The sequence below is a fragment of the Vibrio sp. 661 genome (genome assembly GCF_033339315.1).
Classification (GTDB): domain Bacteria; phylum Pseudomonadota; class Gammaproteobacteria; order Enterobacterales; family Vibrionaceae; genus Vibrio; species Vibrio alginolyticus.
The window spans coordinates 83,828-96,434 of record NZ_JAWOUJ010000010.1 but is presented as its reverse complement, the minus strand read 5'-3'; the positions used below and the strand labels follow the sequence as shown (position 1 = coordinate 96,434).

The 12,607-nt window shown below is 45.1% G+C and carries 13 protein-coding genes; 4 read left to right on the top strand and 9 right to left on the bottom strand.

Translation table 11 applies throughout. The features are described from left to right. Positions 1-3: 3 nt before the first annotated feature. From R7P69_RS16785 to mobH, 9 genes are all read right to left on the bottom strand, one after another. On the bottom strand, positions 4-954 hold the full coding sequence (locus tag R7P69_RS16785) for a type-F conjugative transfer system secretin TraK (RefSeq protein ID WP_014386711.1): 951 nt from the start codon (positions 952-954) through the stop codon (positions 4-6). Next, entirely contained in the window at positions 944-1,573 is a 630-nt protein-coding gene (locus tag R7P69_RS16780) for a TraE/TraK family type IV conjugative transfer system protein (RefSeq protein WP_014386710.1), read from the bottom strand. Before R7P69_RS16780 ends, R7P69_RS16785 begins: the two co-directional genes overlap by 11 nt. Then, positions 1,570-1,851, bottom strand: a complete 282-nt coding sequence (gene traL, locus R7P69_RS16775) for a type IV conjugative transfer system protein TraL (protein WP_014386709.1) — start codon at positions 1,849-1,851, stop codon at positions 1,570-1,572. The genes R7P69_RS16780 and traL overlap by 4 nt, the downstream gene beginning before the upstream one ends. A gap of 157 nt (positions 1,852-2,008) precedes the next feature. After that, positions 2,009-2,152, bottom strand: coding sequence for a hypothetical protein (locus tag R7P69_RS16770; protein WP_153274586.1), 144 nt, complete (start codon positions 2,150-2,152; stop codon positions 2,009-2,011). A gap of 168 nt (positions 2,153-2,320) precedes the next feature. Beyond that, the gene (locus R7P69_RS16765) at positions 2,321-2,722 is read right to left on the bottom strand and encodes a hypothetical protein (protein WP_014386708.1); all 402 of its coding nucleotides are present in this window, start codon (positions 2,720-2,722) and stop codon (positions 2,321-2,323) included. A 16-nt stretch (positions 2,723-2,738) separates the two neighbouring features. Further along, positions 2,739-3,368, bottom strand: a complete 630-nt coding sequence (locus tag R7P69_RS16760) for a DUF4400 domain-containing protein (protein ID WP_014386707.1) — start codon at positions 3,366-3,368, stop codon at positions 2,739-2,741. Further along, positions 3,325-3,909 (bottom strand): hypothetical protein, encoded by a 585-nt coding sequence (locus R7P69_RS16755; RefSeq protein WP_046224205.1) that lies wholly within the window; start codon positions 3,907-3,909, stop codon positions 3,325-3,327. The genes R7P69_RS16760 and R7P69_RS16755 overlap by 44 nt, the downstream gene beginning before the upstream one ends. A 9-nt stretch (positions 3,910-3,918) precedes the next feature. Next, complete coding sequence (gene traD, locus R7P69_RS16750) at positions 3,919-5,787, bottom strand: conjugative transfer system coupling protein TraD (protein WP_084735634.1); 1,869 nt, start codon at positions 5,785-5,787, stop codon at positions 3,919-3,921. 6 nt (positions 5,788-5,793) lie between these two features. Then, entirely contained in the window at positions 5,794-8,868 is a 3,075-nt protein-coding gene (gene mobH / locus R7P69_RS16745; protein WP_014386704.1) for a MobH family relaxase, read from the bottom strand. A gap of 163 nt (positions 8,869-9,031) precedes the next feature. Between mobH and R7P69_RS16740 the strand changes: the two genes are divergently transcribed. Genes R7P69_RS16740 through R7P69_RS16725 form a run of 4 tightly spaced genes read left to right on the top strand, consistent with a single transcriptional unit; the run spans position 9,032 to position 12,544 of the window. Further along, entirely contained in the window at positions 9,032-9,271 is a 240-nt protein-coding gene (locus R7P69_RS16740) for a hypothetical protein (RefSeq protein WP_014386703.1), read from the top strand. Between the two features lie 4 nt (positions 9,272-9,275). Then, positions 9,276-10,052: a hypothetical protein gene (locus R7P69_RS16735; protein WP_128740496.1), complete on the top strand. Its 777-nt coding sequence runs from the start codon at positions 9,276-9,278 to the stop codon at positions 10,050-10,052. Next, the gene (locus R7P69_RS16730; RefSeq protein WP_014386701.1) at positions 10,034-10,336 is read left to right on the top strand and encodes a hypothetical protein; all 303 of its coding nucleotides are present in this window, start codon (positions 10,034-10,036) and stop codon (positions 10,334-10,336) included. The genes R7P69_RS16735 and R7P69_RS16730 overlap by 19 nt, the downstream gene beginning before the upstream one ends. Next, a complete protein-coding gene (locus tag R7P69_RS16725) occupies positions 10,337-12,544 on the top strand; it encodes a DNA topoisomerase 3 (protein ID WP_014386700.1) in 2,208 nt (735 codons plus the stop codon). Positions 12,545-12,607: the final 63 nt, after the last annotated feature.

The following is a 12,607-nucleotide window of genomic DNA, read 5'->3' as shown; positions in this document are numbered from 1 at the left end:
CGTTTACATTCCTCCGCTCAACAGTGAAGGACGACGAGTAGCCGATTCGGTTTTCTCGCGCTGTTTTACTGCCACGTACACTTCGGTTTTCTGACCTGGCTCAAGAACCTTATGCGGCCATGAAGTCACACCAGCAACACTCCAGTTTCCGCAAGATTGCTCTTTGAACTCAATAGGTTCACTTGTGACGTTTCGAGCAATACCTACAAATACAGTCAAATGATGCCCCATCATCATTTGTCCATTTGCAAAATTGACTGAAATACCAGGCTGCGCACACTGAGGTAATTGAACATTGCTTGGAGTTCGATTCATGGAGTAGCCATTAGGGATTTCACCAAGAGCCAGTTTTCTGAATACTGTTCGAAGTGTTTCGATATATGGCTGACTTTGCTCCCAGCTTTTAGCTTTGTTGTTTGCAAACATGCCAGGTATTAAGCTGTTATTGTCGAGCTTCAAAAACACTTCACGAGGTGGGATTCTTTGAGGAACCATTGTTAAACTCAGCGCACGAGCTTCTGAGCCCTTTTCTGTAATGAACATGGTTACTGGGTATTCTTTTGCCGTAGCCACATAGATAACATTCTCTTTGATGCATATTTCCCCACATTCACCTTTATTTTGCCCCGGCTGTAAGGATGTTGACGTCACTTCCGGCTTACCAAATGGAGTAACGATTCGGTTGGGATGACCGATAGCAATAGGGATGATCTGATTAACCCCAGGCTCCATAACCAGTTGTGAGTTTTCAGTGTAACCACCAGCCAAATTCGAGCTATTGGCCTGAGTAGTTGTAGCTCTTTGTTTTGCTACTGAATCAGGGATTACGGGGGCTGGAACGTTGTTCTTCATAACACTGACAGGAACAACTGGTATTTCATCATCTGATGCATTCACTGCACTTGAAACACCAAGCGCAATTGAAAGCGCCAAAACAATCGAATTAACCTTCATTACGCTTTCTCCGGCTCTCTTCTTTACGTTCTAATTTGTCTAAAACACTCTTCGTTCGAGGGCGACCTTCATACGTGGTCATATAATCAAGGACAGGCATATAGTTCGAAACGCGGAGCTCAAACTCGTATGTTCTGTCTGTACGTTGCTCTTTTGCGTCAAAAGCAGCCCCCTTAACAAAGGAGTGCCCATACACAAAAACCTTGTCAGTCGTTTCTTCGTATTCGACGAAACGAGGTTCGAATCGCATAGTGATTCGGTCTGCTTGAATCTCTTGCGCTTGGATTTCAAGTGCATCAATAAACTCTTGATAAATAGTCGGTGCTAGAATTGGCTCCATACGTTCTTTGATGAAGTTAACGTTGCCGGGAGTTACGTTACCCATCAGCGTTCCAAGAGCCCATCCCCACGCCTCTTTGTATGATTGAGAGGCATTTTTTTGTGATACCCAAGCTTCTTCATTCAAAGTCCAAGGCTGAACGGTCACAATGGTCTCTTTGCTAAACAACTTCACAGCTAGCAGCAAGACGGTGAAGATCAGACCGAGGACGAAGACTCGCCCCCATTTATTTTCAGCCTGAGTGCCCTCCCAGGTTTTTAAATACACCTTTAAATTCAAGGGAAATACCTCCGGATAAATGGGTTTTTCAAAGATTTTGCTTTTGTTGCGATGAATCCCCCCCAATACAGCATGTGAAGCATGTAGCCATCAGGGTGGTTATCACGAAATCGACGATATAAATTGGTCACGGCCAAGCCGATTAAGAAAAAAATCAAGGCTTTGCCCATCATCACTCCGATGACAAGGCCAAGAAGCATAGGAGCCAGCTCATCTGCACTCCAGAGCAGCATGTGCGGCGGTTCGTCTATACGACGTGGGATTTTGACGGGCTTCATTCCATATCTCTTCCAATTTCCAATGTCGCCAATTCTGGAAGATTTTTTCAACAAACACGCCACGGGCTAACGCCCTTTTTGGGCAACTTGGGCGAAAAGTGGTCTTATAAAGAGAGAAACGGCATAAAGCCGTTTTTAGAGCGGGTAATGTGAAAGGTTAAAACAAGCGAACAAGATCGCCATACTGAATACCAAAAAAGAAACCTACGGCAAAGATTAACTGCCAAAGGATAATTTGCCCTACGCCCCATGATGCTCCAGAGCGTTCAGAGCTATTTGCTGTATGTGTATGAGAAGACATATAACCTCCAACTGATTGCTATTTAATTTTTCTTTATTCTCACCTGATCTCGTGCTCATTTCACAGCGCTGTATTTGTCCATTTGGGAAGCATTAAGACTTTCACATGTGAAAGTGAGTGACACAAAAAAGCGGCCAACAAATGGCCGCCTTTGCAATGTAATGTGACTTATCCGTTTTGCGCTTGCTTCTTCTGCTCTTGATATGCTGCTTTCATCGCGCTTTGGGTCTTTTCTACCCACTTCATTCCATCGTTACAGTCCACGTTGTCAGCGGCAGACTGAAAGCTAAGAGGTTTTCCATCTGGGTTCATGTTCCCCATAGCCAGAAGAAATGCATAGAGAGGATGTGTTTTCGTTACATTCTGAATATTTTCTATGGTTATCGGTTGATCGCACTTCTCTTCTAGTGTCTGAACCATAAACTCCGAAACTTCGGCGCAACTTTCACACATCAGTTCGAAGGTCTCAAAGAAAGTTTCCACTTCCTCCGTATAGGGTTTATCTGTCTTCGCCACTGCTGGACCTGCAAGCATGAATGCGGCAATGATTGTTAGAGCAGTCTTTTTCATATTGAATATCCTTTGGTTAAACTCGTTTTTGTAAATTGCCGAATGCAAGTCCCAACAACACACAACAGAGCATCATCACAGCGGGGATTACAATTGGATTTAGAGCTATGGGAGCAAAAAAGGTAATAAACAGCCCCATGCTTAGGAAGAACGTTCCTCGAATGCTATATCGGTGGACAACAGGGCTCGCATAGTCAAAGTTGGTTCGTTTGATCTTCCAACTCATCAAACCGTCATAAACCGCCGGGATGAACAAGATGAGCAGATACGGTGCCCAGGAGGACAAAAGTGCTAACCGCGTGTAGAACTGGTAAATTACATTGGTAAAGGCTTCAATTCGCCCCTCCACCCAAACGAACCATGCTTGGCCCATATTCTCCATTCCTTTCGACTTTCTACGTTCCTCTTCTGTTGGAATTAACGTGTGATACATAGCAGCATAAAAGCCAGAATCAAGCACACTAGTTTTGTACCAGTCCCCAGCTGTATCACTAATCCACTGTCTAGCTTCATAGCCTAAGTTCTGCTCCACCAGCTCTGATTCACGCTGAATTGTTTTATCTGTCCAATCACCAGGTACTAGCAAAAGAATCACCAAGACTTCAATGACTAGCAACCAAGCGACCAGCCACAACGGCTTCTTCATAATTGGTTCTCCTTAATACTGTTTTTACACTTTCGCTAGCGACTAACTGATACAAAGCCTTGCGAAGTTTGCATTCATTCTGATGTTGATGTGGAACAATGAATAATTCACCTTTATGGTCTGCAAGCCAGTGAGAAAAAGGCTCACCTTTCTCCACAGACCACTTGTTACCTAGTGAATCTTCAATCTCAATTTCTAGCGCTTTAGCTGTTTCAGTGATGATGGTTTCCAAGAAAACCCCTAGTCTTACCGGGTCCTCGTACTTACGTTTGTTCGCATGGAACACTACACCGCTATATTTATCTAATGCCTCTTCCAAAATCGGATAAATCACTGGCTCCTTATCCGATTTGATCCCATCAGTGATGAAACAACATAGTTGCTCAATCACATCATTGGTTGCAGGCCAATCAAAAAACAGCAGTGCCAGTGTGTGTGCATTTTTTCGATCACGCTTTCGGATCACGCTTAGTACTTTCTTGTGCGGATTCACATCAACCACTCTAGTAACCTCATAATTTTTATACTTATTCGCACTCATATTTCGCCATTAAGATGTCAAGATAGGTAGCCGTCCCTTGACTATCTTCCCCCCAGAGATTTTGGCTATGTACTCAAGGTTGGGCAGCATCCCCAGGAGTTGCGTAGAGAACAATTCAGCTTCTTCTTCCATAAGCCGTTCCCCTTGGTTGCCCCCATGCATAATCGGCTGCTCACCGTCCGTATTTTGGCCCTGCGTTCTCATGACGTAGTTCAAACGTGTTTTCGGTAAGTTGTCTGTAATGAACTTTTGTGTTTCAGGATCAATTACACGCAATGAGAATGTGTTGTTAATGTTTCCCAGAACCTGTAGTGCTTTATCTTTACTCCCCATCCGAGCGGCAAAGTCAGCGAATGTTTGTGTTGCAACAAATAGTCGAAGTTTCGCGCCACGACCTTTGTTGAGAAGCTGAATGAATGGGTCATTGATCACCTCTGCGGCTTCGTCCACAAAGATATTGACGGGCTTATTGTTGACACCAAAGTTGTATCTATCACCAGCAACAGCTGTTAAGTCAGATAAGAAAAGAGAGCCGATTGCAGAACCAACCATACTGTCGGTCAAACTATCCAGACCAATGTATGCAACCATGCCATTGTTTATTATTTTGGCTGAGTCACTTATTGGCCTGGAATCATCGACATCGCTTGAATCGGGAGACAGCATCTTTCCTAAATCACCCGAGGTAAGCATGTTCATGATAGGAAGCAGTGAAGCAACCATTTTCCCGAAGTGTGCCGAGTCATGTTGGAACATCGACAATAAGCCTTCCAAATCTGAGTGAGGGAACTCTGGTTGAATAACATCTTGGTAGAACTTCATCATGGCAAAGGCTTGCTTTTCTCTATTGCCATTTTTCACTTTTTCCAAATATGGTGCTGCTTTTGATTCCCAGTCTTCCATAACTCGTGCTGAATAAGCCTGTACGGCTTTGATAACCAGACCTGCGGCACCACCTTCCAAAAATCGTTTCAACAGAACAATGCTAGGACGTTCATAAGTCAGTACAAGACCTTGAGCGATATTGTTCAGTGCTTGCCAACCAAATGATTTGAATGGATCTGCACCTGCCTCCGAAGGTATCAACGCGGCCAAACGGCTCGCAATCTCCGTCACACGGCTAAAGTTACGTAAAGGGTCCAATCGCACGGATTCATCTGGGAACGCAGGGTGAAAGGAAACAAATCGCTCTGGATGGCCCATAGCTTCGCAAGCTCTCCTTGCATTGTCCCTCATTTCTTTATCACCCTTAGGGTCGATAATGATCACTGCTTCATTGCGCAAGATAGCTTGCGTGATCATAATGTCGAACATACGAGTCTTGCCTGAACCTGTTGTACCTACAATAAGCGTGTGGCCTTCTGTATGCTTCAACGGTTGCATCAACTTCTCTTCTTTTGGTTCAACACCGTGAATCCATGTTTGCCCCATTGGATCTTCTTTCTTTTTGCCTTTAAGGACGCGAACCGTCTTCTTGATTAAAGGCTCTTGAGCAGTAAAGGTGTGCCAGTCACGTTTGATGATTTCAAATACACGCTGAGCATGACGCTTTTCCCATACAAAACCATGACCAAGCCACATATCATCTTCTGAGCCAGCCATCATTTTTTCTAGCTCTTTTAAAGAGATAAATTCCAGTTCACGACCAAATAGATGCTTCTGGAGACGATGTAACATCATGGCTTTTGGGATTCGGGACATTGCCATAACACCACAAATACCAGTCATCCAATAAAACGGTTCCGGAGGCATTGACTCTGCCATTTGATTAACCGTCAAGGCCACACCGCTGGCAGCTGCCCACCCTAGCGCTGCACGACCTTCAAAATTTGGCCTCCACGGCATTTCATACCCAAGTGGGTCATAATCCATGCTCATCTATCTTTACTCCACCTCTAACCTTAAATTCCCCTGGCGAATAGTCATTCTTGGGCGTCGTTGCCCACTAGCGAGTAATGCTCTCAGCATAGATTTGCTAAGATTCGTACACTCACCAGTTACTTTCTCCAGAGCCTTATCGCTTGTTACCAAACACCCATCCTCCTTAATGACCGGACCGACTAACCATCGTCCTTTTTGGTTTTTTATCATTTCTTTCAGAAGCCTAATGGCCTCCTCTGCATCAATGTCAGACTGAGGAGGTAAAAAGTCCTCATCACTAATTTCTTTCGCCTTCTGAGGCTTTTTAGGTTCCTCGTCTTCTAGATCTATTTGCCCGACCACTTTTGTCATTGGCAGTTCTAAATCAGAATCGAAATCCAGACTCACTGGCCGCGTTTCTTTTGGTGGTTTATTTACCGTTGTCTTTGGTTTTTGGCGCTTAGGTAAACGTGACACATTTTGCTTTTCCTCATTAGAAGCACTGTTTTCACTCTCATTTTTGTGCTGTTCGGTTTGAGTTTTAGCTGCTGTGCCCTTCTTACCTTGTGCCGTTTGTTGTGCGATTCTTTTATTCTCAGATGAGCGGCCACCTGTTTGCTCTCCGGGCAGTAATGCTGAAATATCCATTGCAGGTTTAGGCTTTTTCGGCGTAGATTGGTTGGTTTTCTGGCTCTTAACTTTCTTTTCTGAGTGTGCCTTTTCAGCTTTCTTGCCAGATTGGCGTTTATCATTTAGCGCACTAACTTCACGAATTGGGTCAAAGTCTTTCTCAGCTTGTTCTATCGCAGCTTTGATAACATCTGAGATATCAGAAGAAAGTAACAACCCTTTAATGCCACTAAAATCATGAACCTTCCGGTTTGGATGAACTGGGTCAGGCACGATAGCGCCAGCGTCAAATAACGTGTTCAAGACTTCGGCTGGAGCCCCAAGCGCTCGGGCACCTTCTGGATAAAGGATCACTGCTTTTTTCTTCATAAAGCAAAGCACTTCACCTAATGTTTTGTGTCCATCCAGCACAGGAATAATGGCTTCTTTTAAAATACTTTCTGCCGCGCCGTATCCACTTAGAACATTCTCCAAATGACCACGCACATCAACATCACTCGATTTATCCTGCTGGCTGAAAGAATATGTCTCTGCATCTTGGAAATGTTCTGTTGGAACAAACTCTTCACGCTCTTCCATCTCATGGGAGTAGTCATAGGCATCCAAAGGGACAGCATCTATTGGTGCAAACATATCCTCTGGCGGCATTGGTGGGGCATCAAATATTGCGCTCGGTTCAGGGCCAAAAAACTCATTCGGTGACAAGGATGCTGCCGTGTTTGCGGATGCTTTAGGCTGACGCTTCTTGCCCGAGCGAATGTTGTCTATGCCGGGTAAAGATGTGTCTTCTTCGCTTTGTTCTGTTGGAACATTTGGCGTTTCAGCTTTGTCTTTTTGTGTTGTATCAGGCTCGGTATTGAGCCCAAATGCATCGAATGGAAAATCGCAAACTCCTAATGCCCCACCAGCATCTTTCAGCCCTTTCAATGGATCGTCTAATGCTAATGGTGCTGCGGTTTGAGCGATTTCTTGTGCTGATGGTTCTTTTGGGGCATCAGCTTTATCGTCATTCTTGCTTGTTTTGGTATCGGTGGAAGTGCCACCTTTCGGTTCCGATGATTGAGAGTCCGTTGAGGGCGGTGCTGCCATAAAATCTGGAATTTCGAATCCATCATCAAGAGAACCAATAGGCTCTGGTGTAGCGGTGAGCGAATCAGAGTTCTCATCTCCATCTTCCGGTGCATCGTCATCAAGCTCACTGGCATCAAGTTCCTGTTCGTCCTCATCGCCAATAACTTCACCCGCGATGGCCGCAGGCGGTTCAGTGGTAAAAACCAACTCCGACGATTCAAGACGCAGCATCTGCATTTTGATTTTCCCTGTGACTTCTTCCCCTTCTTGAGGTAATTCAGGGATAACTTCCCAATAACGATAGAAAACATCTTTGCCATGCTCTGGTAATACGTTTTTCAGAGCAAAACCACGCTCAATTAAAATATCAGCCAAGGTATCTGGATCACGAGGAATGCCAGGAATTTTATCTTCCGTTAACAAGTCATAAATATCACTGGCTCCCTGCTTCCATGTAATGAACACACCCTGATGTAAATGCCACACCTTCGCGCCAGGCTCATTGACTTTCCATTTGCCCGTTTTAACCAATCGACGTAAAGCATCAAATACATAACGCTCAACAGGAACACCGTAAGCAAACTCATCGACATCTAGGCGATTCTGTTTGAGGTCACGAGAAACACTTTCACCATCAGCTTTAAGCATTAACTTTGTTACCGGGTCATTGATTCTAAGACCTGATATTGCCTGTAGCATGGATTCAACAATGTCTTTACCGGGATCAGCTAGAAACTCCAAAGCCTCTGGAGTCAAAATTCGTTCGACGGTCAGCAGCGAAAATTGCTCGTGCCGTTTGTGTTCTCTATCTCTCCAACGAAGAAAATAACGACTCACATTATGGCGCTTAGCCCAGTCAACCAGAGTTTCTGAATATGGGTTCCACGTTTTACTACCATCGCTGTTTGTGATCACAACATCAGACAATGGCTTACCAACGTCATGCAATAACCCTGAGAAACAACATGCCAAACGCCATCGCGGCTCATTGTTTCTTCGTTCACGAGGGGAGCCTGAAATTGAGAAAATAACTGACTCAGATGCCTGTGTCGCCCAAAAGGCAACCTCCAGCCCATGACGAAACAATCCACCAGCTCCCCGATGATGATGAGCTTCGGATGCTGGTAATAAATGAACAAACGCCGCGTAACGGCCAATTACAGGCATGACTAAACGGTCGTACTCTTCTTGAGTAAAACCTAAAGTGCTCCTGATTTTTTGAATAAGTTCGTTCTGTGTCTGCAACACTTTATCGACTGGGGCCATTGGTAGCCCTTTGGCAAACGGCGGGTATCGAGGTATCTCTTCGTCAGCTAAATCCCTAACCTGGGAAGCTACTACCTCTACTTTTTTCTCACCGCGCCCACCAAATAATTTTTTAAAGGCACTACTTATCATCTGGTTCTTATTTACCTGCGCTTTTTCCGTGCGTATATGCTCGCAGACCCTTTTGTCTTCTCATATCTCCCCTCCTGTCCATTTTGGGCAGTTTGAGGCGTCAGAGATGATTGAGTGACCAGATAAAATACACAGCATCATTATTTGGTATCAGGAGAGTTGTATGGAAAGAACATTGCCCGATGCTGCCTATTTGGCACTTGATGCTTTAAAGCGCCAAGCACAGGCAGTAACCGCTAACAACATGCAGGGAGACAAAGAGGCTTTGCATCAGGCTCAGTCTGACATGTCTCTTGTTAATAACTGGACAACAGTCATTACTCGTAAGCTTTTAAGCAACAGTGATGGCCGGACAATCGACACCATTGATGAACAATGGTTGGAGCAACAATTCAATGGGTAAGCAGATGATTAAAAAGCAATTAGTAGTACTTGTAGGGTTAGCTATTTTGGCTGGGTGTTCCTCAACCAAAGATATCCCACCAACAAACGCAGAATTGCACCAACGCTACGGCATTCCTCAGCAGCCGACAGATCAATGGATTCAAGAGAACCTTCCTATCTACGAAGCGAAGGCTGACAAACTGCTTGCGTCTGATGATGATGTCGATGCCTATTACTTCCTTTTGAATATTGCTGAAAATCGTGGCAGTGCTGATATCGAAGCACATAAGAAGCAAGATCGTGTAGATCGTGGTCTCAATGTTTCTTATGAAGATTTAGGACTGGGTGGAGCAGCATTTCGCAAACCCGATTACATCCATGTATTAGGTCCAACAAGTAGTCTCGGCGCGAATAATGAAAGCGCATTGATAAAACAGCAGAAGGATAAAAATGGTTCCAACATGGAAGATGCCATTTCCGCATACAAAAAACTTTCTTCTGGTGTGAAAGGCAAAGGGTACTCCTTATACGAACTATCACGCTGGGAGCGTTTCTGTGATAGCGGTAATGGCATGGATGAACGCGATTGGCAGTTCATCGAGAAAGAAAAAGGCGAAACAGGCAGTATCCCAAGCGATCTGGTTGGTCAGTGCAATCCGCCACAACACACTTACCAAGATTATCTCACCGCTTGGACGCAATTTTGCACATCACAAAAAATGACGAATGAACAGCGCAAGATCGTTCGCAGTTCTACTCGCCCATTTACAGTGGTAAACCCATGCAAAGCCATAAAGTAACCACCAGCTCATCACATACTCAGTTGACGGAAGAAGAGCTTCTCGTTCTTCAAGCTAAAGCTGAGCTCTTTGATGAGCTGAACATCATGCTGGTTGAGGCCGGACAAAGTGGCACTCCGGAAGAAGCAGCAGTCGTTATCTCTGCCAACCTAGCTTTTATTGCTGGCACAGAGAAATCCCCCTTAATAGCCGATGCCTCCGAAAACTGGAAACAGCTGACCAACCTTTCTACGCAGCAAAACGGTATTCAAGACATCGCGCTCAAACCAAAGGAGTGCGCTTAAATGGATCTGTACATTTGTGAGAAGCCATCCCAAGCAAAAGACCTCGCAGCTGTGATGGGAGTAACTCAGCACGGCGACGGTTTTATTCATGATGGAAGTGGCCGGGCAATAACCTGGGCTCTTGGTCATCTATTAGAACTCTATATGCCCGATGACTATGACGAGAAATATAAAGCATGGTCCCTTGAAACACTGCCTATTTCTCCTGAATCATGGCGTAGCAAGGTGAGGCGTAGCTCTTCCAAGCAATATAAAGTGATCGAGCAGCTGGTGAAAAAAGCCAGCACAGTTTATATCTCGACTGACTATGACAGAGAAGGCGAAGCGATCGCTCGTTCCCTACTCGATAGATTCCGATACCAAGGCCCCGTAAAACGAGTTTGTTTAACTGCTCTTGATGAAAGCAGTATCAGAAAAGCACTTCGAAACATCAAAGATGGCAAGGAGACGATACCCCTTTATTACGCATCCCTATCTCGCCAGCGAGCTGACTGGGTAGTGGGTATGAACATGTCTCGCTGTTATACAGTACTTGCAAGAGAGGTTGGCTTCGGGCAAACGCTCCATATAGGACGAGTAATCACCCCCACGGTCGCCCTTGTGTGCCAGCGAGACAGTGAAATAGCCAACTTCAAACCATCACCGTTCTGGACGATGGACGTCGGTGTATCTGTTCAAAACGGTCAATTCCTTGCTCACTGGGTGCCGCCAGAAGAGTGCTCTGACGATCAAGGGCGATGTACAAACAAAGCCTATGCAGAGCAAGTAGCCGCTCAAGTAAAAGGAGCGCAAGCACTTATAAGTAAGGCTGAAACAAAAGCTGGCAAGGAATCAGCCCCTCTTCCATTTGATTTGACTAGTTTACAGCAATACGCGGCCAAACGTTGGGGGTACAGTGCGCAAGAAACACTTGATGCAGCACAAGCTTTGTACGAAAAGCACAAAGCAACCACCTACCCCCGTACAGATTGCAGATACCTGCCAGAATCACAGAAAGAGGATATCCCCGATATTCTTCAAGCTCTGATTCTTTCGGATCAGCGTGTTTCAGGGCTGGTGGCTGGAGCAGACCAATCGAGATCATCAAGAGCGTTCAATGACAAAAAAATCACCGCTCACCATGCCATCATTCCAACTCCGGCCAAAACCAACATAAGTGCCATGAGCGAAAAAGAGTTCAATCTGTACGATGCAATTCGTCGTTTCTACATCGCCCAGTTCTACAGTCCTTTTGAATTCAACAAAACTACAATTGATGTTCAATGCGGCAATCATTCGTTCACGGCCAACGGCAAAACACATTTACGTCAAGGTTGGAAAGTACTATTCAACAATGATGCAGAATCATCCCCTCAAGATGAAGGCGATGATCTTGATGGACCAAAAGAGCAAGAGAAATTACCGAAAGTTAGCCAGGGTGAACCAGCCTTGATCAATGATTCGGTAATCACTGACAAAATGACTCGGCCATCACCTCATTTCACCGAAGCCACACTACTAAGCGCGATGGAAAACATTGCTCGCTTTGTCACAGAAGAAAAGTTTAAGCAAGTCCTAAAAGACACCGCTGGCCTCGGCACCCCAGCTACCCGTGCAGGCATTATTCAGGGTGCGGTCGATAAAGGGTACTTGCAGAGAAAGAAAAAGCTCCTTATCGCCACGGATAAAGCTCACGCACTTATTGCTGTCGTACCAGCAGCGATCAAAAGCCCAGGCATGACGGCGGCTTGGGAACAGGAACTGGAGAAGATAGCGACAGGGAACGGAAACATGTCCGTCTTTATGCAGCAAATCTCAGGTTGGATTGTTCAAATGATCCAACAACTCAAGCAGAATGCTCCAACCCTAACTCAACCAGAAGGCATCTTAGCTAAGGCTTTCAAAAATGCGGAAGGTCCTACTCATGATTGTTTCAATTGTGGTGGTAAGTTGAAGCGACTAAAAGGGAAAAATGGCTTTTTTTGGGGGTGTCAGAACGAGACATGTAAAAAGACTTTTCCTGACAATCGTGGGAAACCAGAAAAGCGTATTGCTGCTGAGGATTGTCCTGATTGTCCTGACTGTGGCAAGCCAATGCGCCTACGTAAAGGCAAGGCTCCAGGTAAAAAGCGAGCTAGCTCTTTTTGGGGTTGTACTGGGTATCCTGATTGTAAATCGACGATGCCATACTCTCGGAAGAAAAAATCTCTGGAAGAGTTATTTGACTAACGTCTCGGGGCTTAGGCCCCGGTATATAACTGATAATCAAATAGGCTCACTGACACTAGAACA

Bases quoted from the DNA above. Each gene is read 5' to 3' on its own strand.
- R7P69_RS16765 (WP_014386708.1), bottom strand. From the start codon at position 2,722: ATGAAAAAGACTGCTCTAACAATCATTGCCGCATTCATGCTTGCAGGT.
- R7P69_RS16770 (WP_153274586.1), bottom strand. From the start codon at position 2,152: ATGTCTTCTCATACACATACAGCAAATAGCTCTGAACGCTCTGGAGCA.
- R7P69_RS16740 (WP_014386703.1), top strand. From the start codon at position 9,032: ATGGAAAGAACATTGCCCGATGCTGCCTATTTGGCACTTGATGCTTTA.
- R7P69_RS16725 (WP_014386700.1), top strand. From the start codon at position 10,337: ATGGATCTGTACATTTGTGAGAAGCCATCCCAAGCAAAAGACCTCGCA.
- traL (WP_014386709.1), bottom strand. From the start codon at position 1,851: ATGAAGCCCGTCAAAATCCCACGTCGTATAGACGAACCGCCGCACATG.
- R7P69_RS16730 (WP_014386701.1), top strand. From the start codon at position 10,034: ATGCAAAGCCATAAAGTAACCACCAGCTCATCACATACTCAGTTGACG.
- mobH (WP_014386704.1), bottom strand. From the start codon at position 8,868: ATGATAAGTAGTGCCTTTAAAAAATTATTTGGTGGGCGCGGTGAGAAA.
- R7P69_RS16755 (WP_046224205.1), bottom strand. From the start codon at position 3,909: ATGAGTGCGAATAAGTATAAAAATTATGAGGTTACTAGAGTGGTTGAT.
- R7P69_RS16785 (WP_014386711.1), bottom strand. From the start codon at position 954: ATGAAGGTTAATTCGATTGTTTTGGCGCTTTCAATTGCGCTTGGTGTT.
- R7P69_RS16735 (WP_128740496.1), top strand. From the start codon at position 9,276: ATGATTAAAAAGCAATTAGTAGTACTTGTAGGGTTAGCTATTTTGGCT.
- R7P69_RS16760 (WP_014386707.1), bottom strand. From the start codon at position 3,368: ATGAAGAAGCCGTTGTGGCTGGTCGCTTGGTTGCTAGTCATTGAAGTC.
- traD (WP_084735634.1), bottom strand. From the start codon at position 5,787: ATGAGCATGGATTATGACCCACTTGGGTATGAAATGCCGTGGAGGCCA.